General features: G+C 70.9%; 20 protein-coding genes. 9 read left to right on the forward strand and 11 right to left on the reverse strand.

What is annotated here, in order from left to right:
• Positions 1 to 325: 325 nt before the first annotated feature.
• From ACFYZ4_RS20050 to glgB, 4 genes are all read left to right on the forward strand, one after another.
• Entirely contained in the window at positions 326 to 2320 is a 1995-nt protein-coding gene (locus tag ACFYZ4_RS20050; protein WP_351296498.1) for an alpha-1,4-glucan--maltose-1-phosphate maltosyltransferase, read from the forward strand.
• A complete protein-coding gene (gene treS / locus ACFYZ4_RS20055) occupies positions 2317 to 4047 on the forward strand; it encodes a maltose alpha-D-glucosyltransferase (protein WP_390784475.1) in 1731 nt (576 codons plus the stop codon). The genes ACFYZ4_RS20050 and treS overlap by 4 nt, the downstream gene beginning before the upstream one ends.
• A gap of 154 nt (positions 4048 to 4201) precedes the next feature.
• Positions 4202 to 5653 (forward strand): maltokinase, encoded by a 1452-nt coding sequence (locus tag ACFYZ4_RS20060; RefSeq protein ID WP_351296492.1) that lies wholly within the window; start codon positions 4202 to 4204, stop codon positions 5651 to 5653.
• Complete coding sequence (gene glgB, locus ACFYZ4_RS20065) at positions 5650 to 7938, forward strand: 1,4-alpha-glucan branching enzyme (protein WP_351296489.1); 2289 nt, start codon at positions 5650 to 5652, stop codon at positions 7936 to 7938. Before ACFYZ4_RS20060 ends, glgB begins: the two co-directional genes overlap by 4 nt.
• Here glgB and ACFYZ4_RS20070 read toward each other — a convergent pair.
• Positions 7928 to 8278, reverse strand: a complete 351-nt coding sequence (locus tag ACFYZ4_RS20070; RefSeq protein WP_351296486.1) for a thioredoxin domain-containing protein — start codon at positions 8276 to 8278, stop codon at positions 7928 to 7930. The two genes, glgB and ACFYZ4_RS20070, sit on opposite strands and share 11 nt — an antisense overlap.
• Before the next feature lie 13 nt (positions 8279 to 8291).
• Entirely contained in the window at positions 8292 to 8684 is a 393-nt protein-coding gene (locus ACFYZ4_RS20075) for a MerR family transcriptional regulator (RefSeq protein WP_351296483.1), read from the reverse strand.
• 329 nt (positions 8685 to 9013) lie between these two features.
• On the opposite strand from ACFYZ4_RS20075, the gene ACFYZ4_RS20080 reads away from it, so the two are divergent.
• Positions 9014 to 9637: a helix-turn-helix domain-containing protein gene (locus tag ACFYZ4_RS20080; protein WP_384347091.1), complete on the forward strand. Its 624-nt coding sequence runs from the start codon at positions 9014 to 9016 to the stop codon at positions 9635 to 9637.
• Positions 9638 to 9644: 7 nt separating this feature from the next.
• Here ACFYZ4_RS20080 and ACFYZ4_RS20085 read toward each other — a convergent pair whose 3' ends face one another.
• Positions 9645 to 11663 (reverse strand): hypothetical protein, encoded by a 2019-nt coding sequence (locus ACFYZ4_RS20085; RefSeq protein ID WP_390784476.1) that lies wholly within the window; start codon positions 11661 to 11663, stop codon positions 9645 to 9647.
• Between the two features lie 240 nt (positions 11664 to 11903).
• On the reverse strand, positions 11904 to 12929 hold the full coding sequence (locus tag ACFYZ4_RS20090) for an ATP-dependent 6-phosphofructokinase (protein WP_390784477.1): 1026 nt from the start codon (positions 12927 to 12929) through the stop codon (positions 11904 to 11906).
• 224 nt (positions 12930 to 13153) lie between these two features.
• On the opposite strand from ACFYZ4_RS20090, the gene pta reads away from it, so the two are divergent.
• From pta to pyk, 3 genes are all read left to right on the forward strand, one after another.
• Complete coding sequence (gene pta, locus ACFYZ4_RS20095; RefSeq protein ID WP_384347075.1) at positions 13154 to 15244, forward strand: phosphate acetyltransferase; 2091 nt, start codon at positions 13154 to 13156, stop codon at positions 15242 to 15244.
• Between the two features lie 68 nt (positions 15245 to 15312).
• Positions 15313 to 16536 (forward strand): acetate kinase, encoded by a 1224-nt coding sequence (locus ACFYZ4_RS20100; RefSeq protein ID WP_390784478.1) that lies wholly within the window; start codon positions 15313 to 15315, stop codon positions 16534 to 16536.
• Positions 16537 to 16597: 61 nt separating this feature from the next.
• A complete protein-coding gene (gene pyk / locus ACFYZ4_RS20105) occupies positions 16598 to 18031 on the forward strand; it encodes a pyruvate kinase (RefSeq protein ID WP_384347081.1) in 1434 nt (477 codons plus the stop codon).
• A 137-nt stretch (positions 18032 to 18168) separates the two neighbouring features.
• On the opposite strand, the gene ACFYZ4_RS20110 is transcribed toward pyk, so the two are convergent.
• The 4 genes from ACFYZ4_RS20110 to ACFYZ4_RS20125 all read right to left on the reverse strand — a co-directional run bounded on the left by ACFYZ4_RS20110 (position 18169) and on the right by ACFYZ4_RS20125 (position 22377).
• On the reverse strand, positions 18169 to 19458 hold the full coding sequence (locus ACFYZ4_RS20110; RefSeq protein ID WP_351302719.1) for a hypothetical protein: 1290 nt from the start codon (positions 19456 to 19458) through the stop codon (positions 18169 to 18171).
• Complete coding sequence (locus ACFYZ4_RS20115; protein WP_351302722.1) at positions 19448 to 20026, reverse strand: DUF6114 domain-containing protein; 579 nt, start codon at positions 20024 to 20026, stop codon at positions 19448 to 19450. The genes ACFYZ4_RS20110 and ACFYZ4_RS20115 overlap by 11 nt, the downstream gene beginning before the upstream one ends.
• Positions 20027 to 20135: 109 nt before the next feature.
• Positions 20136 to 20783: a DUF6230 family protein gene (locus ACFYZ4_RS20120; RefSeq protein WP_351302725.1), complete on the reverse strand. Its 648-nt coding sequence runs from the start codon at positions 20781 to 20783 to the stop codon at positions 20136 to 20138.
• Positions 20784 to 21366: 583 nt separating this feature from the next.
• A complete protein-coding gene (locus ACFYZ4_RS20125; protein ID WP_390784479.1) occupies positions 21367 to 22377 on the reverse strand; it encodes a tetratricopeptide repeat protein in 1011 nt (336 codons plus the stop codon).
• 273 nt (positions 22378 to 22650) lie between these two features.
• Here ACFYZ4_RS20125 and ACFYZ4_RS20130 point away from each other — a divergent pair, with 273 nt between their 5' ends.
• Positions 22651 to 23271, forward strand: coding sequence for a TetR/AcrR family transcriptional regulator (locus tag ACFYZ4_RS20130; RefSeq protein WP_030014167.1), 621 nt, complete (start codon positions 22651 to 22653; stop codon positions 23269 to 23271).
• A gap of 66 nt (positions 23272 to 23337) precedes the next feature.
• On the opposite strand, the gene ACFYZ4_RS20135 is transcribed toward ACFYZ4_RS20130, so the two are convergent.
• From ACFYZ4_RS20135 to ACFYZ4_RS20145, 3 genes are all read right to left on the reverse strand, one after another.
• Positions 23338 to 25038: a methylmalonyl-CoA mutase gene (locus tag ACFYZ4_RS20135; RefSeq protein ID WP_390784480.1), complete on the reverse strand. Its 1701-nt coding sequence runs from the start codon at positions 25036 to 25038 to the stop codon at positions 23338 to 23340.
• A 98-nt stretch (positions 25039 to 25136) separates the two neighbouring features.
• A complete protein-coding gene (locus tag ACFYZ4_RS20140) occupies positions 25137 to 25466 on the reverse strand; it encodes a DUF3817 domain-containing protein (RefSeq protein ID WP_351304289.1) in 330 nt (109 codons plus the stop codon).
• Between the two features lie 75 nt (positions 25467 to 25541).
• Positions 25542 to 26051 carry a MarR family transcriptional regulator gene (locus ACFYZ4_RS20145; protein WP_351304292.1) on the reverse strand — a complete coding sequence of 170 codons (510 nt, stop codon included), beginning with the start codon at positions 26049 to 26051 and terminating at the stop codon, positions 25542 to 25544.
• Positions 26052 to 26053: the final 2 nt, after the last annotated feature.

Genomic DNA, 26053 nt, shown 5'->3' on the forward strand with positions numbered 1-26053 from the left:
GGCCGACTTGACGGAGCCCTGCCGGGATGTCGATCCAGGGCTTGGTATTGCCCGTTCCACTACGTACGAGTAGTTAACCGAGCGCGCGGATTGGGCCGGACGAGAGTGGGAAGGGCTCCCCGGGTACACGTCGTACAGCACGAGGCACCCGCCCACAAACCCTCTCCCCGCCACCCGAGTGAACGCGGACAGGAGCGGCCATGCCCGCAGCCCAGCCGTCTTCCGAGCGGCTAGAAACAGAGCGAACAGAGCGTGCACTACCAGTCGTGACTCCGACTGGCCTGTTGTCACCGAGCCCTGCGAACTGCCCCCAGGTGATCCCATCATGATCGGTCGCATTCCCGTGCTGGACGTCCGCCCCGCCGTCGACTGCGGCGCCAGACCCGCCAAGGCGGTCGTGGACGAGGTCTTCGAGATCTCGGCCACCGTGTTCCGCGAGGGACACGACGCCGTTGCCGCACACATCGTCCTGCGTGATCCGAGCGGGCGGCTGCGGCCCCCCGTACCGCTGAGCGAGCTCGCCCCCGGCACCGACCGGTGGGGGGCCCGCGTCTCCGCCGAGGCCGAGGGGAGGTGGACGTACACCGTCGAGGCGTGGAGCGACCCGGTGGCCACCTGGCGGGCCCATGCCGCGATCAAGATCCCGGCCGGCATCGACTCCGGGCTGATGCTGCTGGAGGGTGCCGAGCTCTACGAGCGGGCCGGAGCCCGGATCACCAAGCGCGACGGCCGCGAGGCCGTGCTGGCCGCAGCCGAGATCATGCGCGACGAGGACCGGCCGGCCGCCGAACGGCACGCCGCCGCCCTCGACCCCGCCGTGGACGCGGCGCTCGCCAGGCGCCCGTACCGGGAGCTGGTCACCGCCTCCAAGCCGCTGCCGCTGCTCGTCGAGCGCAAGCGGGCCCTCTTCGGCTCCTGGTACGAGATGTTCCCGCGCTCGGAGGGGGCGGTGCTGGAGCCCGGCGAGGCTCCGGTCAGCGGTACCTTCCGGACGGCCGCGGAGCGGCTGCCCGCGATCGCCGACATGGGCTTCGACGTGGTCTACCTGCCGCCGATCCACCCGATCGGCAGCACCTTCCGCAAGGGCCCGAACAACACCCTGTCCGCAGGGAGTTGGGATCCGGGCGTGCCCTGGGCCATCGGGTCGACCGAGGGCGGCCACGACGCCGTCCACCCGGAGCTCGGCACCATCGAGGACTTCGACGCGTTCGTCGCGCGCGCCCGCGAGCTGCGCCTGGAGATCGCGCTGGACTTCGCCCTCCAGTGCTCCCCCGATCACCCGTGGGTGGAGAAGCACCCGGAGTGGTTCCGCCACCGGGCCGACGGGACGATCGCGTACGCCGAGAACCCGCCGAAGAAGTACCAGGACATCTACCCGGTCCACTTCGACACCGACATGGCCGGCATCGTCGAGGAGACCTGCCGGATCCTGCGGTACTGGATGGACCACGGGGTCCGCATCTTCCGCGTCGACAACCCGCACACCAAGCCGGTGGTCTTCTGGCAGAAGGTCATCGCGGACATCAACAAGTCCGATCCCGACGTGATCTTCCTGGCGGAGGCCTTCACCCGTCCCGCCATGATGCGCGCGCTCGCCTCGGTCGGCTTCCAGCAGTCGTACACGTACTTCACCTGGCGCAACACGAAGGCCGAGCTGACCGAGTACGTGACCGAGCTGTCCGGCACCACCTCGGCCTCCGTCATGCGGCCGAACTTCTTCGTGAACACCCCGGACATCCTCCACGAGTACCTGCAGGAGGGCGGCCGTCCCGCCTTCGAGGTGCGGGCGGTCCTCGCCGCCACCCTCTCCCCCACCTGGGGGGTCTACTCCGGCTACGAGCTCTGCGAGAACACCCCGGTGCGCCACGGCAGCGAGGAGTACCTGAACTCGGAGAAGTACGAGTTCCGGCCCCGCGACTGGGAGGCCGCCGACCGCGCGGGCCGCACCATCGCCCCGCTGATCACCGCCCTGAACCGGCTGCGCCGCCGCAACCCCGCGCTCCAGCAGCTGCGCGACATCCACTTCCACTCGACCGACAACGAACAGGTGATCGCCTATTCGAAGCACGCCGGAGCCAATTCCGTACTGGTGGTCGTCAACCTCGATCCGCACCACACCCAGGAGGCGACGGTCTCGTTGGACATGCCGGTACTCGGCCTCGACTGGCACGGGTCCCTCGCGGTGCGCGACGAGCTCACCGGCGAGACCTATCACTGGGGCAGGGCGAACTACGTGCGCCTAGAGCCGGGCCGAACGCCCGCGCACGTACTGGCCGCTCTGCGACCGTCCCCGCCCACCGGAGGGTCACCCACCACATGATGATCAACGATCCCGTCCACGACACCTTCGAGGACACCCCCGCCAAGGACCGAGACCCCGACTGGTTCAAGCGGGCCGTCTTCTACGAGGTCCTCGTCCGCTCCTTCCACGACAGCAACGGCGACGGCGTCGGGGACCTCAAGGGGCTCACCGCCAAACTGGACTATCTCCAGTGGCTCGGCGTCGACTGCCTGTGGCTGCCGCCGTTCTTCGCCTCGCCCCTGCGCGACGGGGGCTACGACGTCTCCGACTACACCTCCGTGCTGCCGGAGTTCGGCGACCTCGCCGACTTCGTGGAGTTCGTGGACGCGGCGCACACCCGCGGCATGCGGGTGATCATCGACTTCGTCATGAACCACACCAGCGACCAGCACGAGTGGTTCCAGCAGTCGCGCAAGGACCCGGACGGACCGTACGGCGACTACTACATGTGGGCCGACAACGACAAGCAGTACCAGGACGCCCGCATCATCTTCGTCGACACCGAGACCTCCAACTGGACGTACGACCCGGTGCGCAAGCAGTACTACTGGCACCGCTTCTTCTCGCACCAGCCGGACCTCAACTACGAGAACCCGGCCGTGGTCGAGGAGATCGTCTCCGCGCTGCGGTTCTGGCTGGACCTCGGCATCGACGGCTTCAGACTCGACGCCGTGCCCTACCTGTACGCCGAGGAGGGCACCAACTGCGAGAACCTCCCCCGCACCCACCACCTCCTGAAGCGGGTACGGGCCGAGATCGACGCGCACTACCCGGACACCGTGCTGCTCGCCGAGGCCAACCAGTGGCCCGAGGACGTCGTCGACTACTTCGGGGACTTCGCCAAGGGCGGGGACGAGTGCCACATGGCCTTCCACTTCCCCGTCATGCCGCGCATCTTCATGGCCGTCCGAAGAGAATCGCGCTACCCCGTCTCCGAAATCCTGGCCAAGACCCCGGCGATCCCGGACCGCTGCCAGTGGGGCATCTTCCTGCGCAACCACGACGAGCTCACCCTCGAAATGGTCACGGACGAAGAGCGCGACTACATGTACGCCGAGTACGCCAAGGATCCGCGGATGCGGGCCAACATCGGCATCCGGCGCCGGCTCGCCCCGCTCCTGGACAACGACCGCAACCAGATGGAGCTGTTCACGGCCCTGCTGCTGTCGCTGCCCGGCTCGCCAGTGCTCTACTACGGCGACGAGATCGGCATGGGCGACAACATCTGGCTGGGCGACCGCGACGGCGTCCGCACCCCGATGCAGTGGACCCCGGACCGCAACGCCGGTTTCTCCTCGTGCGATCCGGGCAGGCTGAACCTGCCGGTCATCATGGACCCGGTCCACGGGTACCAGGTCACCAATGTCGAGGCGGCCATGGCGTCGCCCTCCTCACTGCTGCACTGGACCCGCAGGCTGATCGAGATCCGCAAGGCCAACCCGGCCTTCGGACTCGGTTCGTACACCGAACTGCCTTCGTCCAACCCGGCGGTGCTCGCGTTCCTCCGCGAGTACGGGGACGACCTGGTGCTGTGCGTGCACAACTTCTCGCGTTTCGCGCAGCCCACCGAGCTGGATCTTCGGTCGTTCAACGGACGGGTCCCGGTGGAGCTCACGGGCGACGTGCGCTTCCCGCCGATCGGTGAGTGGCCGTACCTGCTGACGCTGGCGGGACACGGCTTCTACTGGTTCCGGCTGCGGACCGAGAAGCGCGGCGAGCGACGCGGCGAGCAACGCGACGGTTAGCGGGCCGGCGGGGGGCGGGCAGCTCGAATGGGTCAATCGCCCGCCCCTGTACGGACCATCCTGACCCGACACTCGCACATGCCGGAGAAGCAACTGCCGCGCATCCGGGACACTCTGCGCATTCTGTGACGGCCCGGGGAAAGGACGCGACGCCATGTCGGAGGCTGCATCCGCCCGGAGCCGGCTGACGGCCGACCGGGCCGCCGGGATCGCCCCGCTGGAACCGATGCTGAGGGCCTGGCTGCCCGCACAGCGCTGGTTCGCGGGCAAGGGCCGCACCATCAGCAGACTCAGGACCGTCTCGGCGGCCGAGCTCCTGCCGCCGGGATCCACCCCCGGGATGCTGCACCTGCTCCTCGACGTCGACGGGGACTGCTATCAACTGCTGCTGGGCATCCGCCCGTCCCTGCCGCCCGCGCTCGCGCCCACCCTGATCGGCCACGCCGAGGACGGCCCGTACGCCGGCCGGGCGGTCTACGAGGCGCTGGGCGACCCGCGGCTCGCGGCCATGCTGCTGGAGCGGCTGCGCTCCCCCGGCACCCTCGGGCCGCTGCGCTTCGACCGGGACCCGGCCACGCCGATCCCGGCGGGGCTCTCGCCCCGGCCGCTCTCCGGAGAGCAGACGAACTCCTCGTTGATCTACGGAGATTCGTTCATCCTGAAGGTGTTCCGCCGGGTCGGCCCCGGGGTCAACCCGGACCTGGAGCTGCCGCGGGCCCTGGCCGCCGCCGGCTGCGCCCGCGTCCCGGCCCCCGTCGCCTGGTACGAGGCCGAGCCGCCCGGGAGCGAGCCGCTGACCCTGGGCGTCCTCCAGCCGTACCTGCGCGGCTCCGACGACGGCTGGCAGCTCGCGCTGCGCCGGCTCGGCGCCGGGGACGACTTCACCGCCGAGGCGCACGCGCTCGGCCGGGCCACCGCCGAGGTGCACAGCGCGCTCGCCGCCGCGCTGCCCACCGTCGCGCTCGGCCCGGAGCAGACCGCCCGGCTGGCCGCCGGGATGACCGCCCGGCTGGCCGCGACCGCCCGCGAGGTGGCCGCCCTGCGGCCCTACGAGGCGGGGCTGCGGGGGGCCTTCGACGCGCTGGCCGCCTCCCGGGGGGCGGGGGTGCCCGCCCAGCGGATCCACGGGGACCTCCATCTGGGTCAGACCCTGCGCACCCTCGACGGCAGCTGGTCGTTGATCGATTTCGAGGGCGAGCCGGCCCGGCCGCTGGCCGACCGGCGCCGTCCCGAACCGGCGGTCCGCGACATCGCCGGGATACTGCGCTCCTTCGACTACGCCGCCCGCTCGCACCGGCCGTTCGCCCCCGCCTGGGCGGACGACTGCCGGGCCGCCTTCTGCGAGGGCTACGCCCGCACCACCGGCCGGGACCCCCGCGAGGATCCCGTACTGCTGCGGGCGTACGAGACCGACAAGGCGGTGTACGAGGCCCGTTACGAGTCCCGGCACCGCCCCGACTGGCTGCACGTCCCGATGGCCGCGATCCGGCGGCTCTCGGAACCCGCGCGACCCGCGCACCGCGTGCCGCCGACCCCGCCCGCCCCCGGTTCCATCTCCCCGCATCCCCACCCCCGCCCGAAGCCCCCGAGGAGGCCGCTCGCGTGAGCGCCGCACGACAGCCGTCACCGACCGTCCGCGACGAAGCCGTACCCGCCCCGGCGGCGGCGAAGAAGCCCCGCGCGCCCCGGGCCCGCCGCGCCACCCCTCCGCGCGGGGTCCGGCCGGCGCCCGCGCTCGGCGGTGACGAACGGGCGCGGCTGCTGGAGGGCCGCCACCACGATCCGCACGGGGTGCTGGGCGCCCGTACCGCGCGGGGCGGGGTGGCCTTCCGCGTGCTGCGCCCCTACGCCAAGGCGGTCACCATCGTCGCCAAGGGGCTGCGGGCCGAGCTCTTCGACGAGGGTGACGGGCTGTTCTCCGGGCTGCTGCCGCTGACCGCCGTGCCGGAGTACCGGCTCCTGGTGGCGTACGACAGCGACGAGATCGAGATCCACGACCCGTACCGGTTCCTGCCCGCTCTCGGCGATCTGGACCTGCACCTGATCGGCGAGGGCCGCCACGAGCAGCTGTGGACGGCGCTCGGCGCCCAGCCGATGGAGCACCAGGGCGTGGCCGGGACCCGGTTCACCGTGTGGGCGCCGAACGCCCAGGGCGTCCGCGTCACCGGGGACTTCTCGTACTGGGACTCCGTCGCCCACCCGATGCGCTCGCTCGGCGCGAGCGGCGTGTGGGAGCTGTTCCTGCCCGGCGTGGGCGCCGGTGCGCTCTACAAGTACGACATCACGCGCCCGGACGGCAGTCACACCCTGCGCGCCGACCCGATGGCCCGGTCCGCGGAGGTCCCGCCGGCGAACGCCTCGGTGGTCACCGCCTCCGGCCACGTGTGGCAGGACGCGGAGTGGATGGCACGGCGCGGCGAGCGGCCCCCGCACCAGGCCCCCTTCTCGGTGTACGAGCTGCACCTGGCGTCCTGGCGGCCCGGGCTCTCGTACCGGCAGCTCGCCGAGCAGCTCCCCGCGTACGTCAAGGAGCTGGGCTTCACGCACGTGGAGATGATGCCGGTCGCCGAGCACCCCTTCGGGGGCTCCTGGGGCTACCAGGTCACCGGCTTCTACGCGCCGACCTCGCGGATGGGCACCCCGGACGACTTCCGCTTCCTCGTGGACGCGCTGCACAAGGCCGGGATCGGGGTGATCGTCGACTGGGTGCCCGCGCACTTCCCGCGCGACGACTGGGCCCTCGCGGAGTTCGACGGGCGGGCCCTGTACGAGCACCAGGACCCGCGCCGGGCGGCGCACCCGGACTGGGGGACGCTGGAGTTCGACTACGGCCGCAAGGAGGTCCGCAACTTCCTCGTCGCCAACGCCGTGTACTGGTGCGAGGAGTTCCACGTGGACGGGCTGCGCGTGGACGCGGTGGCCTCCATGCTCTACCTCGACTACTCGCGCACCGAGGGCCAGTGGACGCCCAACGAGCACGGCGGGCGGGAGAACCTGGACGCGGTGGCGCTGCTCCAGGAGATGAACGCGACCGTGTACCGGCGCTGCCCGGGCGTGGTGACGATCGCGGAGGAGTCCACGGCCTGGAACGGCGTGACGCGGCCGACGGACTCCGGCGGGCTCGGTTTCGGCCTGAAGTGGAACATGGGCTGGATGCACGACACCCTGCGCTACATGTCGAAGGAGCCGGTGCACCGCAAGTACCACCACCACGACATGACCTTCGGGATGATCTACGCCTTCAGCGAGAACTACGTGCTGCCGATCTCGCACGACGAGGTGGTGCACGGCAAGGGCTCGCTGGTGTCCAAGATGCCCGGGGAGGACTGGTGGCAGAAGCGGGCCGCGCACCGGGCGTACCTCGGCTTCATGTGGGCCCACCCGGGCAAGCAACTGCTGTTCATGGGGCAGGAGTTCGCCCAGGGCTCGGAGTGGTCGGAGGTGTACGGGCCGGACTGGTGGCTGCTGGACGACTCCTACGCGGCGGCCGGTGACCACCGGGGCGTACGGAACCTGGTGCGCGACCTGAACCGCACGTACACGGCGGCGCCCGCCCTGTGGGAGCGGGACACCGTGCCGGAGGGCTTCGCCTGGGTGGAGGCGGACGCCGCGGAGGACAACGTGTTCGCCTTCCTGCGGTACGCGCAGGACGGTTCGCAGCTGCTGGCGGTGTCGAACTTCTCGCCCGTGGTCCGGCACGGCTACCGGATCGGCGTGCCGGAGGAGGTGCCGCTGTGGCGGGAGGTCCTCAACACCGACCTCCAGGTCTACGGCGGCAGCGGCGTCCACCACACGCAGCCGCTGCGGGCGGAGCCGGTGCCGGCGCAGGGCCGTCCGGCCAGCCTGCGCATGACCCTCCCGCCGCTGGCGACGGTCTGGCTCAGGCCGTAGCGGCGGCCGTCAGCTCCTCCTCCAGCTCCTGGAGGAGCCGGCGCTTGGGCCGGGCCCCGACGATCTGCCGCACGGGCTCGCCGTCGCGGAAGAGGAGCAGGGTCGGCAGGGACAGCACCCCGTACCGCGTGACGGCGGCGGGGTTGCGGTCCGCGTCGATCCGCACGACCTTGAGCCGGTCGGCCTCCTCGGCGGCGACCGCGGACAGCACGGGCGCGATCTGGCGGCAGGGGCCGCACCAGTCCGCGGTGAACTCCAGGAGGACCGGCCGCCCGCGTTCCGCGAGCACCTCGGTCTCGAAGTCCGCGTCGGTCACTTCCGCCACACCGTGAGCCTTCATGTTCCCATCCCTCTCATCCGGTCATCTCGCACTTGGGCACGGCCGCCTCTCCGGCAGCCGCCTCCGCATCGGCCAGTTGCCCCGCCAGCTGCTCCCGTACGTCGGCCAGCTGGCCGATCAGGCCGTCCAGCTCGGCGAGCTTGCGGCGGTAGACGGCCAGCGAGGCCGGACAGGAGTCCCCGGCCGGGTGGCCGGCCCGCAGGCAGTCCACGAAGGGCCGGGTCTCCTCCAGCTCGAAGCCGAAGTCCTGGAGCACGCGGATCTGGCTCAGCAGCCGCAGGTCGTCCTCGTCGTAGGTCCGGTAGCCGTTGCCGGCCCGCCGTGCGGGGAGCAGCCCGCGCGACTCGTAGTACCGCAGCGTCCGGGTGCTGGTCCCGGCCCGCTCCGCCAGTTCGCCGATGCGCATGCAGCGACCGTAATCCTTGACGCCGACGTCAAGGCAAGGGACGGAGCAGGTGTCCGCTTCATCTTGTGTGGAGGGTGTGACGACCCTTGCGTCGGCAGGCATTGGCTGGAACCGTATGCATATCAAAAGATCTTCCAGCTCACCGATTACCGGACAGTCGCCCGAAAACCCGACGAAAGCCCCTATCTCCATAGGACTTTCCTACGAGGTATGGGCTTGTTTGTTTGGTCTGTAGGCGCCGTCGCCCGGCCACTCCTACGGTGTGCGGTGTGCACTCCAGCCCACCTTTCAATGCCCCCGCCGCGCGTCGTCTGCGCGCGGCCCTGGGCATGGCTCCCGGACATGTCGCCTACGGCCTGCGCGCCCAGTACGGACTCGTCGTCGCGCCCGAGACGGTGATGGCCTGGGAGCGTGGCGAGATATCACCCTCTTCGGTCGAACTCACGGCGCTCGCGGGCGTGCTCTGGTGCGCGCCCGGGGAGCTGCTCGCCGAGCCGGTCACCCTGCGGGAGCACCGGATGTCCCGGGGGCTCGCCGCGGACGAACTGGCCCGGCGGATCGGCCTGGAGACGAACTCGTACCAGAAGATGGAGGACACCGGGCGCTGGAAGGGCAACGAACGGCAGTCCGCCGCCCTCGCCTCGGTGCTCGGTCTGACGCTGGCCCAGTTCGTGACGGCCACCGGCAAGCAGGAGGAGCTGGCCGAGCTGCTGCGCAGTGCGGTGACCACGCGCTGGCAGGCGTACGTGAAGCCGCTCGGCAAGCTGCTGCCGATCCCCAAGGCCAACCTGGAGTGGGTGCTGGAGCAGCTGCACGGCGACTACCAGTCGCGGATGGTGGCGACGCTCAGCTGGGGCGGCGGCGGGGGCGAGGCCGCCAGCGGCGACGCCGGCCGGGAGTTCCTCCTGGAGATCGTGGACCGCTTCTGGCAGCTCGCGGGCGGTACGACGTAGGACCCGGCTAGGGCAGCGGCGCGTGGACCACGGTGGCCGCGCTGCCGGCGGCCGCCAGGTCGGTCCTGAGCCGGTCGGCGGTCTTCCGGTCGCCCACCAGGACGGTCGGCGGGGCCGGGCACGAGGCGATCGCGGTCTTCAGGTGGCCCAGCGAGGTCTGGTACTCCTCCTCCCCGGCCGTCGCGGGTCCGCCGACCTTGACGTGGAAGACCTCGTACAGCCCGACCATGTTGCCGGCCTGGTGGGTGAGGATCTGGGCGAGGAAGGTCGACCTGAGGTTGAGGTAGGCGTCGTTGCCGTACAGGGCGATCACTGGGGTGGTGACACCGGGCAGGTCGCGCCCGGTGAGGGCGGCGGCCGGCGGGCCGATGTCGCTGCTCTTCGCCTCGCCCCGGCTCCACTTGAGCATGGGGCTGCCGTACCAGGCCGAGGGGTGGCCCCAGCCGGAGGGCACGCCCCACTGGACGCCGCCGAACAGCGCCAGCGCCGCGGCCGCCGCGAGGCAGGAGCGCAGCAGCAGGTCCGCGCGGCGGCGCAGCGCGGTGCCCGCCGTCCCGCCGGCGGGCGGCAGCATCAGTCCGATCAGGCCGAGCGAGAGCAGGGCGATGACCAGGCCGGCGGCGGTCAGCTTCTCGAAGTAGTACGAGTAGTAGCCGATGGTGTGCTTCTGCCAGGCGCCGAAGACGCCGATCAGCGCGGCCCCGCCGATGACGAGGGCCGGCACCGTCCGTCCGATGCCCGTCCGGCGGTTCACCGGGAGGGTGCCCGCGACCACGGCGAGCAGTCCGAGCCCGATGAACACCGGGCGGTCGGGGATGACCATCGGGCCGGCCAGGTTCGAGGTCTTGGCGACGTCCAGCTTGGTGAGGACGGAGAAGACGCTGGGCAGTCCCGCCACCAGGGTGGCGGCCACGAGTGCCCCGAGGACCGGGATCCACCGGCCGGCGAACCGGCGGCGGTGGACGAGCAGCGCCGCGACCAGGGCGATGCCGACGAGGGCGCCGTAGAGGTTGTAGACGTAGGTGACGGCGATCAGGCCGGCCGCCGCGAGCAGGACGAACTCGGTCCGGCCCGCCGCGGGCCGCACCAGCAGGGCCAGGGCGACGGCCAGGAACAGCAGGCCGATCGTCTCGGAGTCGAAGCCCCGCTCGATCAGCTCCGCCATCGATCCGGACATCATCACCGCGGCGGCCGTGGCGCAGACCGCGGCCGCGCGCCAGCCGCGCAGGCGCGGGCCGCCGATCCAGCGGGCGGCCCAGACCAGCGCCCCGCAGAACAGGGCGTAGGCGGCCAGGACGTAGAGGAAGTACCGGTTCGTCATGGCGAGGGCGGAGCCCGCCTCGGCCGAGGACGTCACCAGGGCGTCGACCCAGGCCAGCAGGAAGTGGGAGCCCTGCGGGTAGACCGCCTCGGACGGCGTCATCATGTACGTCCGGGCGGCGTCCTGGTGGAGGAAGGCGTAGCCGCCGACCTGCCGGATGCCGGTGAAGTACGAGAAGTGCCCCATCCGGTCCTCGGACGTGACGAAGTAGGCCAGCCGGTCGGCGGCCGACTTGCCGGCCACCGGGTGGTGGACGTAGTGCCAGACCACGGCGACGGTGCCGGCGACCAGCGCGTCCGAGCCGCGCAGCCGCAGCGGGATGCGGGGCCGGCGGCGGGCCAGCCAGCCGGCGACGGAGGCGATCGTCAGCAGCAGGCCGGCCCCGGGCACGGGGGCCAGGCCCCACGGCCAGACGGAGAAGAGCAGGCCGAAGCCCATCACGGCGCCGCAGAGCAGGAAGGCCGCGACCACGAGACGGTCGAGCAGTCCGCCGCCCACCCGGATCAGGGCGGCGATCGTCAGGACCAGGACGGGGAGGAGCAGCACGTCGAGGGCGACCGCGTGGAGCAGCAGGGGCACCGCCCAGGACGCGGCGAGGGCCGCGGCGAGGACGGTGGGGCTGCGCCGTGCGGCGGGGCCGGTGGCCCGGGGCCCCGGTCGGTTGTCGACCGGTTCGGCGGTCCGGACGGCGGAGCTGGTCGCCACTGGAGTGGGGCACCTTTCCATCGAGTGCGGGTGGGCGGAGGAGGGGGCCCGGTGTGCGGGCCCGGTCCGTCGCGCGACTCGGCCGGCTCGTCCCCCGGCCGGAATCCTAACCAGGGGGGACCGGGGCACGGAGGCGCGGAGGCGCAGAGCGGCCCCGGAGCGCCGGCTCCGGGGCCGTCCGGCGGGAAAGTGGGGCCGAAGGTCCCGGCCCGGCAGGGGCGCAGGTCCCGGCCGGGCGGGTCAGAAGACGGACTCCGCCTCGTACATGCGGTCCTCGGGGACCGTCTTCAGTTCGGTGGTGGCGGAGGCGAGCGGGGTCATGACGATGTCGGTGCCGCGCAGGGCGGTCATGTTGCCGTAGTCGCCGCGGTGGACGGCCTCGACGGCGTGCCAGCCGAAGCGGGTCGCGAGCACGCGGTCGTACGCGGTGGGCACGCCGCCGCGCTGGACGTGGCCGAGGATGACCGGGCGGGCCTCCTTGCCGAGGCGGTGCTCCAGCTCGATGGCGAGGCGGTTGCCGATGCCGGCGAAGCGCTCGTGACCGTACTGGTCGATGGCGCCCTTCTCGTACGGCATGGAGCCCTCGGCCGGGTGCGCGCCCTCGGCGACGCAGATGACGGCGAACTTCTTACCGCGGGCGAATCGTTCCTCCACCATCTTCACCAGGGCGTCCACCTCGAAGGGGCGCTCCGGCAGGCAGATGCCGTGGGCGCCGCCGGCCATGCCGGACTCCAGGGCGATCCAGCCCGCGTGGCGGCCCATCACCTCGACGACCATCACGCGCTGGTGGGATTCTGCGGTGGTCTTGAGGCGGTCGATGGCCTCGGTGGCGACCATGACGGCGGTGTCGAAGCCGAAGGTGCGGTCGGTGGAGGAGATGTCGTTGTCGATGGTCTTGGGCACGCCGACGATCGGCATCCCGGCCTCCGACAGCATCCGGGCGGCGGTCAGGGTGCCTTCGCCGCCGATCGGGATGAGGGCGTCGATGCCGTAGCGCGTCGCCAGTTCGGCGGCGTTCTCGGCGGCCTCGTGCAGGCGGGCGCGCTCCATGCGCGCCGAGCCGAGGATGGTGCCGCCGCGGGCGAGAATGCCGCTGACGGCATTGATGTCGAGGGGGCGGAAGTGGCCGTCGAGGAGGCCCTTGAACCCGTCCTCGAAACCGATGACCTCGTCCCCGTGCCCGACCAGGGCGCGGTGTACGACCGACCGGATGACAGCGTTGAGCCCCGGACAGTCGCCGCCTGCGGTGAGAACTCCGATACGCATCGTGCTGTGTCTCCTGCCGTACATATGAAGGGCGTAATGGTGAAGCCTGTCCGATTGTTCCACGGGCCCGGGGTGCCGCGCGTGATGTGCTGCTCCGGTTCCCGGGTCTTTCGACCCTCCCGGCCAGGCCCTTTCCCGGGGCGCGCCCTATCTATTGGCAGAGGTATTGTCAAGGGGTCAAGCCAGGCCAAACAGACATCCACAGCATGGGACGGAGTGCGGGCGTGACGCGCAGCGTGTACGTGACCGGTATCGAGCGGGGCGACGGCCGCCAGGTCGTCGAGCTGGGGATCATGGAGCTCCTGACCCGGCAGACGGGCCGGGTCGGCGTCTACCGTCCGTTGCTCCACGACGGACCGGACCGCCTCTTCGAGCTCCTGAAGGCCCGCTACCGGATCGACCAGGACTCCGCGACCGCGTACGGGATGGAGTACCAGGAGGCCTCGGCGATCCTGGCCGAGAAGGGCACCGACGAACTCGTCTCCCGGCTGGTCGACCACTACCACCGGGTGGCCCGCGACTACGAGGTCATGCTCGTCCTCGGCACCGACTACGCGGAGACCAACCTCCCGGACGAGCTGGCGCTCAACGCCCGCCTCGCCAACGAGCTGGGCGCGGTCGTCGTCCCCGTCGTCGGCGGCACCAGGCACCACGCCGAGGCGGTGCGCGCCGAGGCCCGCAACGCCTACCGCGCTTACGAGACCCTGGGCTGCCACGTCGTCGCGATGGTCGTCAACCGGGTGGCCCCGGAGGACCGCGACCTCATAGCCGAGCGGCTCGCCGCCCGGCTCCCCGTGCCCTGTTACGTCCTGCCGGACGACAAGTCGCTCTCCGCCCCGACCGTCGCCCAGATCACCCGGGCGCTCGGCGGCGAGGTGCTCCTCGGCGACGAGGCCGGGCTGGCCCGCGACGCCCTGGACTTCGTCTTCGGCGGCGCCATGCTGCCGAACTTCCTGAACGCCCTGACCCCCGGCTGCCTGGTGGTGACCCCCGGCGACCGCTCCGACCTGGTCGTCGGCGCGCTGGCCGCGCACACCTCGGGCACCCCGCCGATCGCCGGTGTGCTGCTCACCCTGAACGAGCGGCCGAGCAGGGAAGTCCTGACGCTCGCCGCGAAGCTGGCCCCGGGCACGCCCGTGGTGTCGGTGGCCGGCAACAGTTTCCCGACCGCCGCCGAACTCTTCTCGCTGCAGAGCCGGCTGAACTCCGCGACCCCGCGCAAGCTGGAGACCGCGCTCGGCCTCTTCGAGCGGCACGTGGACACCGGCGAGCTGCGCGACCTGCTTTCGGTGGCCCGCTCGGAGCGGGTCACTCCGATGATGTTCGAGCACGAGCTGCTGGAGCGGGCCCGCTCGGAGCGCCGCCGCGTCGTGCTGCCCGAGGGCACCGAGGAGCGCGTGCTGCGCGCCGCGGACGTGGTGCTGCGCCGGGGCGTCTGCGACCTGACCCTGCTGGGCGACGAGCAGGCGATCCTGAAGAAGGCCGGCGACCTCGGCGTCGACATCTCGGGCGCACAGCTGATCGACCCGGCGACCTCTCCTCTGCGGGAAGGTTTCTCCGAGTACTACGCCCAGGTCCGCGCCCACAAGGGCATGACCGTCGAGCTCGCCAACGACGTGGTCACCGACGTCAACTACTTCGGCACGCTGATGGTCCAGCAGGGCCTGGCCGACGGCATGGTCTCCGGCTCGGTGCACTCCACCGCGGCGACCATCCGCCCCGCCTTCGAGATCATCAAGACCAAGCCGGAGGCGTCCATCGTCTCCTCGGTCTTCTTCATGTGCCTGGCCGACCGGGTCCTCGTCTACGGCGACTGCGCCGTCAACCCGGATCCGAACGCCGAGCAGCTCGCCGACATCGCCGTCCAGTCGGCCGCCACCGCCGCCGCCTTCGGTGTCGACCCGCGGATCGCGATGCTCTCGTACTCGACCGGCACCTCCGGTTCGGGCGCGGACGTGGACAAGGTCCGCAAGGCCACCGAGATCGTCCGTGAGCAGGCCCCCGGCCTGCAGATCGAGGGCCCGATCCAGTACGACGCGGCCGTGGAGCCCTCGGTCGCCGCGACCAAGCTGCCCGGGTCGGAGGTGGCCGGCCGCGCGACGGTGCTGATCTTCCCCGACCTCAACACCGGCAACAACACGTACAAGGCCGTGCAGCGTTCGGCGGGCGCGGTGGCGGTCGGCCCGGTGCTCCAGGGTCTGCGCAAGCCGGTCAACGACCTCTCGCGCGGCGCGCTCGTGCAGGACATCGTCACCACCGTGGCCATCACCGCGATCCAGTCGCAGGGCGGGCCGTCGCCCGCGGCCACCGCCTGACCCACCGCCTGCCCCCTCTCCCGCCCCCTCTCCCGCCCCGCCGCCCGAGACAAGGAAAGACCCTCATCGTGACCGCATCGCGCGTACTCGTCCTCAACTCCGGCTCCTCGTCGGTCAAGTACCAGCTCCTCGACATGGCGGACCGGTCCCGGCTCGCGGTCGGCCTGGTCGAGCGGATCGGCGAGGAGACCTCGCGGCTGGTGCACGAACGGATCACCGGGGACTCGGCCCCGGACGCCGCCGGCGGCAAGCGCGAGCAGCTCGGCCCGATCGCGGACCACGAGGCGGCGCTGAAGGCCGTGGCCGCCGAGCTCGCCGCCGACGGGATGGGCCTGGACTCCCCCGAACTCGCGGCGGTGGGGCACCGGGTGGTGCACGGCGGGACGCGGTTCACCCAGCCGACCGTGATCGACGACGAGGTGCTGGCGGAGATCCGGAACCTGATCCCGCTGGCTCCGCTGCACAACCCGGCGAACGTGACGGGCATCGAGGTGGCGCGCTCGCTGCGCGCGGACCTTCCGCAGGTGGCGGTCTTCGACACCGCCTTCCACTCGACGATGCCGGAGCACGTGGCGCGGTACGCGATCGACGCCGCGACGGCCGACGCGTACTCCATCCGGCGGTACGGCTTCCACGGCACCTCGCACGCCTACGTCTCCCGGGCGACGGCCGCGCTGCTCGGCAGGCCGGTGGAGGACGTGAACGTGATCGTGCTGCACCTGGGCAACGGCGCCTCCGCCTCGGCGGTCCGGGGCGGGGTGTGCGTGGAGACGTCCATGGGCCTGACCCCGCTGGAGGGTCTGGTCATGGGGACCCGTTCGGGCGACCTCGATCCGGCGGTCGTCTTCCACCTGGCGCGGGTGGGGGGCCTCTCGGTGGATGAGATCGATTCGCTCCTGAACAAGAAGAGCGGTCTGCTGGGCATGTGCGGCGACAACGACATGCGCGAGGTGCTCCGGCGGGCGGGCGAGGGCGACGAGGCGGCGAGCCTCGCCTTCGCCGCGTACGTCCACCGGCTGAAGAAGTACATCGGCGCCTACTCGGCGGTCCTGGGGCGGGTGGACGCGGTGGCGTTCACGGCCGGGGTCGGCGAGAACGCCCACCAGGTCCGCGAGGCCGCGCTGGACGGCCTGGCCGAGCTGGGCCTGGCGCTGGATCTCGAAGCCAACGCGGCGCGTTCCCCGCAGCCGCGGCTGGTTTCGGCGGAGTATGCCCGGGTGGCCGTGGCGGTGGTCCCGACGGATGAGGAACTGGAGATCGCCACCCAGGCGTACGCGCTGGTTACCCACTAGTCACTTGGACTTTCCACCAGACGGAATATTCCGCTACGAAACAAACCGATAGGATCCAGTCATGCGCCGTTCCAAAATCGTCTGCACGCTGGGCCCCGCCGTCGACTCGTATGAGCAGCTGAAAGCGCTCATCGAGGCAGGTATGAACGTGGCCCGATTCAACTTCAGCCACGGATCCCAGGCAGAACACCAGGAGCGGTACGACCGCGTCCGGCAGGTCTCCGAGGACACCGGGCGCGCCGTCGGCGTCCTCGCCGACCTCCAGGGCCCGAAGATCCGTCTGGAGACCTTCGCCGAGGGCCCCGTCGAGTTGGTGCGCGGTGACGAGTTCACCATCACCACCGAGGACGTCCCGGGCGACAAGTCCATCTGCGGCACCACCTACAAGGGTCTCCCGGGCGACGTCGCCAAGGGTGACCAGATCCTGATCAACGACGGCAACGTCGAGCTCCGGGTGACCGAGGTCGAGGGCCCCCGGGTCCGGACCATCGTCATCGAGGGCGGTGTCATCTCGGACCACAAGGGCATCAACCTGCCGGGTGCCGCCGTGAACGTCCCCGCCCTGTCGGAGAAGGACGTCGACGACCTCCGATTCGCCCTGCGGATGGGCTGCGACATGGTCGCCCTGTCCTTCGTCCGCGACGCCAACGACGTCAAGGACGTCCACAAGGTGATGGACGAGGAGGGCCGCCGGGTCCCCGTCATCGCCAAGGTGGAGAAGCCGCAGGCCGTCGAGAACATGGAGGCCGTGGTCGCGGCCTTCGACGCGGTCATGGTGGCCCGTGGCGACCTGGCCGTCGAGTACCCGCTCGAAAAGGTCCCGATGGTCCAGAAGCGGCTCATCGAGATGTGCCGCCGCAACGCCAAGCCGGTGATCGTCGCGACCCAGATGATGGAGTCGATGATCACCAACTCCCGCCCGACCCGCGCCGAGGCCTCCGACGTCGCCAACGCGATCCTCGACGGCGCGGACGCGGTCATGCTGTCCGCCGAGTCCTCGGTGGGCGCCTACCCGATCGAGACCGTCAAGACGATGTCGAAGATCGTCACGGCGGCCGAGGAGGAGCTCCTCTCCAAGGGCCTCCAGCCGCTGGTCCCGGGCAAGAAGCCCCGTACCCAGGGCGGCTCCGTCGCCCGCGCGGCCTGCGAGATCGCCGAGTTCCTCGACGGCAGGGCGCTCATCGCCTTCACCCAGTCCGGGGACACCGCCCGCCGCCTGTCGCGCTACCGCTCCACGCAGCCGATCCTGGCCTTCACCACGGACGTGAACACCCGCAACCAGCTCGCGCTGAGCTGGGGCGTCGAGTCGTACGTCGTCCCGCACGTGGACAACACCGACGCGATGGTCGACCTGGTGGACGGCGAGCTGCTCAAGCTCGGCCGCTACAACGAGGGCGACACCGTGGTCATCACCGCCGGCTCGCCCCCCGGCGTCCCGGGCACCACCAACATGGTCCGGGTCCACCACCTGGGCGGCGACGCCGGCCGCGACTGACGCGCCGCACCGCCTGAAGCCTGAACTCTGCCGCACAGAGACCGAGGGCGGCACCGCGGATCCGATCGGGATCCGCGGTGTCGCCCTCGGTGCGTTCTCCGGGTGACCGTGTGCCAGGTGACTGCTGCCGTACGGGACTACTCCGGCGGGCCGATGTAGTTCTTCAGGCCCGGGACGGTCAGGGTGCCGCCGAACTGGCCGGCCTGGACGACCTTGACGTTCGAGAAGAACGCGAAGGGGACGTTCAGGGGCGGCGGGCTGTTCGGGGTGAACTCGATCGGGATCAGTCCGAAGAGGTTCCCCTTGAGGCTCTCGGTGTACATCGTCACCGTGCCGCCGCGGATCTTGGACGTGGAGCCCGGACGGGACTTCAGGTGCGCGACCTGCCCGTCCTTGCCGACCGTCTGGTACAGGTCCTTGATGTCCAGCGAGTCCGCGGTGAACTTCAGGACCTTCTTGATCTTGCCGCTGCCGGTCTTCACCTCGACGATCCCGTGGTAGTCCAGGCCGTAGAGGGTCAGCAGCGAGCTGTCGAGGTACCAGGGCTCGTCCGGCAGGAGCGGGATGCCCTGCTCCAGCTCGGCATCGGCCAGCGCCTTGGCGTCGTAGGTCGGGCAGGGGAAGGGTTCCTTCCCGTCCGGGTCCTTCGACTCCTCGGGCTTGGCCTCGTCCTCGTCCTCTCCCTTGTCCTTGTCCTTGTTCTCGCGCTCGCCCGCCTTGCCCGTCTCGTCCTTCGGGGTCTTCGCGGTGTCCTTGACCTCGTCGGACAGCTCCGAGACGTCGACGCCCGCCTGCTTCGCCGCGTCCCGGATCGCGTCCGCGGCCGGGTCCGGGGTCGGGGTCGGCTTGGCGGTCGTGGAGGGCGTGGGGGTCGGCGTCGGGGTCGTCTTCGGCAGGCCGTCCTTGAGGGGCCGGCCGAGCTCGTCGACGAGGCCCTTGAGCGCGTCGCCGACGCCCAGCGGGTCCAGCGGGTTCGTGCTCTTGGTCGGCGTCGGGGTCGCGGCCGGGGCCGTCTCCTGCTTCGCCGGGGGCGTGGTCGCCGACGGCGAGGCACTCGTCTTCGGCTTCGGCTTCGCGGCCGCCGACGCGGACGGCGAGGGCGTCGCACCGGGCGAGGTGCTCGGCGAAGGCGTCGTCGACGGGGTGGGGGACGGCGACTTCGACTCGGACTCCGCGGGTTCGTCGGACCGCGTGACGCACGGGCCGGGCGCGAAGGGGATCTCCTTGTCGTCGGCCACGGCGAGCTTCGGCGCCATGCCCATCCCGACGAACACGGCCGTCGGCATCGCCGCGAGCGCCATCGTCTTGCCGACGGGTATCTGGATCTTGTTCAGCAGCGACTTCCTGGGCGCCGCGTGGCGCGGCCCCTTGGTCTCACGGGACTCTGCGCCTGGGGCCACGCCCCGCTGCGTCTCGTCACCCCGCACTGTTCCTCCCGCCATCGGCATGGGCAGTCGTCTCGCTCGCGTGTGCCGTATCCGTCTCGCGGGGTCCCGGAATACCGTGGATCCCCGCCGCCGCCTCCGTCTTGCCGAGGTCCACGGTGGCCGCGGCCGGCTGCTGGCCGGCCGGCTCCTCGTCCGCCGGCTGCCCGGGTGCCCACGAGAGGGCGAGCGCGCCGCCGAGCATGGAGAGGATGAATCCCGCCCCGAAGCCGCCGAGGTTGGAGACCGGCAGGGACACCAGGGCCAGCAGGATCGCGGCCACGCCGGCGAAGACGCGGATGGTCTGCTGGAACCACAGCGCGAGGCCCAGCGTGATCAGCAGTACACCGATGATCAGTGCGCCCGCGCCACCTGTGGTGGCCATCGCGAGGCTGACGTTGCCCAGCCGGAGGTCCGCGTACGGGAAGTACGCGATCGGGAAGCCACCGAGGAGCGTGAACAGCCCGGCCCAGAAGGGACGGCGACCGCTCCAGGAATGGAAGTGGTAATACACCACGGTGAGCCAGGCGTCGTCTTCTGAGCGAACGTAAACCGGGGCCTGGGGGTTCATGGACAACAGCTCCCTGGAAACGGTGGTACGGAGAAATCTGTGGAGCCCGCGAGGCCGGGCGGCAACGGCAGCCGTCGCCGCCCGGCCTCGCGGTCACGCATCAGGACGGTCAGTCCTGGACGTCCTTGTCCTGGTAGCACGGCTGGTCGCCGCCCAGCAGGCGCAGCTTCAGGTTGGGCAGCTTGAAGGTGCCCGCCGTGGTCGCCCACGCCTTCTGCTTGACGTTCGACAGGATGGCCCGGTCGGCGCGCTGCGAGAACGCGTACGGGCTGGCGACCGTGCCGGCCTGCGGCTTGGTCTTGTGGCTCGGGTCGCCGACCGCGACACCGATGTCCAGGTTGGTGAACTCGGCGTCGGTGTCGAGCTCGGCCACATCCAGGTAGATGTTGGTCGCCTCGGCCGGGGTGCCCTTGTGACCGGTCTTCAGCTGGAGCGTGATGTTGCCCAGCGGAGTCGGGGTGACCAGGGACTGGCACATGTTGGTGATCTTGGCGTTGCTGAACCCGGAGATGGTGACCGGGTGGTGCTGCGGGTTGCCCTTGAGGTCGTGCCCCTCGGCGACACCGCCGTACTGAATGAGGTTCTGACCGTCGAGCTTGTCGGCCGAGACCTTGAAGTCCTGGCCGGAGACGCTGAACGACGCCGCGAGGGCACCCTGCGCCAGACCCACACCGACCGCGGCCGTGGCCGCGATGCTCGGCACCATGACGAGCGCGAAGCGCTTCCATCTGGTCCCGCCACGAACCTGAGAACTCATTTCGTTCCTCCTTCTCGGACGTACATCTCCGGTCCGGGCCGTGCCCGTCCTGGGATGGGAGAAGTGCTACGTCCTCGGGAAGGAGCGCAGGCGGCCGGGCCGCGGCTGTGCCACGTCCGAAACACCGGCGATCACCCCCGAGCGACAACCACTGGGCCACGCGTTCGCGCAACCTGGAGGACAGGCCCCGCCGGTGTGGCAGAGACCCCCCTGTCCCACGGCCGGTGCCACTGCCACAGGCCGGCTCGGTGGGGACCCTTCACCGCGGCTCCGAGTGAGCGGCTCTGCGGGAAGGACCGAGCGTCGCCGATCGTGGTCCATTCCCGGCCGGGGCACAAGGGGGTTCGTTACTGGCGGGTAACGGCCAGATAACCTGAGTGCGACCTGTCGCGGTCGGGCAGCAACACAGGGTGTTACCCAAGGCCACGACAGAACGGTGGAATGGTGAACACTCCGGACAGTTCACGGGGTTCGATTTACTCCGAGTAACAGCGGCCGCGATTACCAAGTTTTGGTAAAGCGCGGCCGCTGTTTATCTACGTGTCAACAAATCGTCGGCCGCCCGGAGCGGGCCGGATCGGGCCTAGAAGAGCACTCGCGCGAGCGCCGTGCGCGCCGCGGACACCCGCGGGTCGTCGGCGCCGATGACCTCGAACAGCTCCAACAGCCGCAGCCGTACGGCGTCCCGGTCCTCACCGAACGTGACGCGCACGGTGTCCACCAGACGGCCGAAGGCGTCCTCGACGTGACCGCCGACCAGGTCGAGGTCGGCCGCGGCGATCTGGGCCGCCGGGTCCTTCGGGTTCTCGGCCGCCGCGGCACGCACCGCCTGCGGGTTCATGTGCTGGACGCGGGCGAGGAGCTCCGCCTGGGCCAGGCCCAGCTTGGCCTCGGTGTTCAGCGGGTCGTCCGCGAGCACGTTCTTGTACGCCTGCACCGCGCCGCCCAGGTCACCGGCGTCCAGCGCGACGACGGCCGCCTCCAGCAGGGCGTCGTACGGGCCGGCCGGGGCCTCGGCCTCGTCGGCGTCGGCGGCGGCCGGAGCGGGCCCTTCCGCGTTCGGGTCCACCTCGATGCCGATGATCCCGAAGCGCTCCTCGGCGACCTGCACCAGCTGGGCCAGGGTCTCGCGGATCTGCTGCTCGGGGGCCACGCCCTGGAAGAGCGGCAGCACCTGGCCGGCGACCACGGCGAAGACGGCCGGGATGCCCTGGATCTGGAACTGCTGCATCAGCATCTGGTTGGCGTCGACGTCGACCTTGGCCAGCACGAGCCGGCCGTTCGCCTCGACGGTCAGACGCTCCAGCAGCGGGCTGAGCTGCTTGCACGGCTCGCACCACTCGGCCCAGAAGTCCAGGACGACCGGGACCTCGGCGGAAAGCTGGAGCACATCGCGTTCGAAGCCGGCCTCGTCTACGTCGATGACGAGCGCGGACGGCGGCACCGCACCGGCGGACGGACCCGCCCCGCCGGCCTGACCGGCCTGGCGTGCCGCTTCGGCGCGGGCCTGCTCGGCCTTGGCCTTGGCCTCGCCGGCCGCCTTCACCGCGGCGAGGTCGACGACGCCGCTCATGGACATGTTTCTGGGCTGCATGCGTACATCCTCCCCCGTGTGCGCGCGCCGACGAAAAAGATCGCGTGAATTGGCCGTACCGGCCGTCCGTCGCGATCGTGGTGCTGGTCGTGATACTGGTCGTGGTGCTGATCGGCGCCGGGTCCCCACCTGGCGCCTGTAGCCCTTCGCGTGGTTGTCGCTCTTACGCTACGAGCCGTAGCGTAACTCCCCCCGCGGCCGTCCGGGTCCTTTCGCGGCCCGTGATCTGAACCACAGCGGCCGCCTCGGCTACCGGCGGGTATGGTCTCGGCCATGCGCAACCCCAGCCCCGGCCGCACCGGTCGTCCCCGCAGCGCCGCCGCGGACGCCGCGATCCTCGCCGCGACCCGGGACGCGCTGGTGGAGCTGGGCTGGTCGAAGCTGACGATGGGCGACGTCTCAGCCCGCGCGGGGGTCGCCAAGACCACCCTCTACCGGCGCTGGGCGGGCAAGAACGAGCTGGTCGTGGACGCGGTGGCGGAGCTCTTCGACGCGCTCGAACTCCCGGACCGGGGCTCCCTGGAAGCCGACATCGAGAACGTCGTCCTGCAGTTCGCGGAGCTGCTGCGGCGCCCGGAGGCCCGTACGGCCCTGATGGCTGTCGTCGCCGAGTCCACCCGGGACGAGGCCCTGCGCGACCGGATCCGGTCGGCGATCGTGGACCGGCAGAAACGTCTCGTCGTACTGGGCCGCGAACGGGCCCAGGCCCGCGGCGAACTCCCGTACGAGGAGGACGAGTCCCTCGCGGGCCGCACCACGGACCTGATCTTCGACGTGATCGCGGGCACGGTGGTGCACCGCGCCCTGGTGAGCTCCGAGCCGGTGGACGAGCTCTGGGTGGCCACCTTCACGGCCCTCCTGATGCACGGCCTCCGCGGCCCCGCCGCGGCCTGAGCACCGAAACGGCCGGCCGCGGCGCCCTCTACGGGCGCCGCGGCCGGCCGTTTCGCGCCGCAAGGGCTAGAAGCCCGGCGGCTCCGTGTAGGTGCCCCACTCGTCGCGCAGGACGTTGCAGATCTCGCCCAGCGTGGCCTCGGCGCGCACCGCGTCCAGCATGGCCGGGATCATGTTCGACCCGTCCCGGGCGGCGTCGAGCATCGCCTTCAGGGCGGCGGTGACCTTGGCGTCGTCGCGCCGGGCCTTGCGCGCCGTCAGCTCCCGTACCTGGACGGTCTCGACCTCGTGGCTGACCCGGAGGATCTCCAGGTCGCCGGTGACCGACCCGTGGTGGACGTTGACGCCGACGACCCGCTTGTCGCCCTTCTCCAGCGACCGCTGGTACTGGAAGGCCGACTCGGCGATCTCCCCGGTGAACCAGCCGTCCTCGATGCCGCGCAGGATGCCCGAGGTGATCGGCCCGATGGGGTGCTGCCCGTCCGGGTGGGCGCGCAGGCCGCGCTCCTTGATCTGCTCGAAGATCTTCTCGGCGTCGGCCTCGATGCGGTCGGTGAGCTGCTCCACGAACCAGGAACCGCCCAGCGGGTCCGCCACATTGGCGACGCCGGTCTCCTCCATCAGCACCTGCTGGGTGCGCAGGGCGATCTCGGCCGCCTGCTCGCTCGGCAGGGCGAGGGTCTCGTCGAGGGCGTTGGTGTGCAGGGAGTTGGTGCCGCCGAGGACGGCCGCGAGGGCCTCCACGGCGGTGCGCACGACGTTGTTGTACGGCTGCTGCGCGGTCAGGGAGACGCCGGCGGTCTGGGTGTGGAACCGCAGCCACATCGACTTCTCGCTCTTCGCCCCGTAGACCTCCTTCATCCAGCGCGCCCAGATGCGGCGGGCGGCGCGGAACTTGGCGATCTCCTCGAAGAAGTCGAGGTGCGCGTCGAAGAAGAAGGAGAGGCCGGGCGCGAAGGCGTCCACGTCCATGCCGCGGGAGAGGCCGAGCTCCACGTACCCGAAACCGTCGGCGAGGGTGTAGGCGAGCTCCTGCGCGGCCGTGGCCCCGGCCTCGCGGATGTGGTAGCCGGAGACGGACAGCGGCTTGTAGGCCGGGATGCCCTTCGTGCAGTACTCCATGAGGTCGCCGATGAGGCGCAGGTGCGGCTCGGGTTCGAAGAGCCACTCCTTCTGGGCGATGTACTCCTTGAAGATGTCGGTCTGGAGCGTGCCGTTGAGGACGGCGGGGTCCACGCCCTGCCGCTCGGCGGCGACCAGGTACATGCAGAAGGCGGGCACGGCGGGGCCCGAGATCGTCATCGAGGTCGTGACGTCACCCAGCGGGATGTCCTTGAACAGGATCTCCATGTCGGAGGCGGAGTCGATGGCGACCCCGCAGTGCCCGACCTCGCCCAGCGAGCGGGGGTCGTCGGAGTCGCGCCCCATGAGGGTCGGCATGTCGAAGGCCACGGAGAGCCCGCCGCCGCCGGCGGCCAGGATCATCTTGTAGCGCTCGTTGGTCTGCTCGGCGTTGCCGAACCCGGCGAACTGCCGGATGGTCCAGGTCCGCCCCCGGTAGCCGGTGGCGTGGAGCCCCCGGGTGTACGGGTACTCGCCCGGCCACCCGATGCGCTCGAAGCCCTCGTACGCGTCGCCGGGCCGGGGCCCGTAGACCGGCTCGACCTCGTCGCCGGAGAGCGTGGTGAAGTCCGCCTCGCGCTTGCGGGCCTTGTCATAACGGGCCTGCCAGCGACGGCGGCCTTCCTCGATGGCGTCAGCGTCCATACCCATGAATTTACTAGGACGTCCTAGTAAATGTCGATGGCAAACCCCCGGGGAGTCGCCCCGGGGGTGGGTGACGCTCGCCTCGTACGGGGCGGAGATCAGGCCTTGGCGGTCGCCAGCGAGTCGCTGACCAGCGGTTCCACCTCGGCGCGGACCTTGCGCTCGACGAAGAAGGCGGCCAGCGGAATCGTGCCCGACACGAGCACCCAGAGCAGCTTGCCGAAGGTCCACTTGGCCTTGGAGCCCAGGTCGAAGGCGAAGACCAGGTAGATCATGAAGAGGACGCCGTGGGCCTGGGAGACCGCGAAGGTCAGCCCGGCGCCGGTGTCGAAGCCGTACTTCGCCACCATGCAGGCACAGAGGATCAGGAGCATGACCGCGGTCACGTAGGCCATGACGCGGTAGCGGGTCAGCACGCTTCGTTTCATGCGGACGAGCCTAACCGTCCGTTTTGCTCGATCTTGACGCGGCCCCGGTGATCGCGGGACGGCCCCGGGTCCGCCTCAGGACTCCTCGAAGTCCGCGGCGGCCACGCGCAGCGGGCGCAGCAGCGCGAAGATCTCCGCGCACTCCTCGGCGTCGTAGGCGCCGAGGCCGAACTCGACCGCCATCAGGTCCTTCGTGGCCGCCTCGACCACCTCGCGGCCCTTCTCCGTGATGGAGGCGAGGGTGCCGCGGCCGTCGTTCGGGTTGGGCCGCTTGTCGACCAGCCCGGACCGCACCAGCCGGTCCACGGTGTTCGTCACCGAGGTCGGGTGGACCATCAGACGCTCGCCGATCTTCGACATCGGCAGCTCCCCGGCCTTGGAGAAGGTGAGCAGCACCAGGGCCTCGTACCGCGCGAAGGTCAGCCCGTACGGCTTGACCACCGCGTCGACCTCGCCGAGCAGGATCTGGTGCGCCCGCATGATCGAGGTGATCGCGGCCATCGAGGGCACGGGACCCCAGCGCTGCTGCCAGAGTTCGTCGGCGCGGGCGATGGGGTCGAAGGGAAGGCTGAGCGGCTTGGGCACGT

It is taken from the genome of Streptomyces sp. NPDC001513 (assembly GCF_042894695.1).
Taxonomy (GTDB): domain Bacteria; phylum Actinomycetota; class Actinomycetes; order Streptomycetales; family Streptomycetaceae; genus Streptomyces.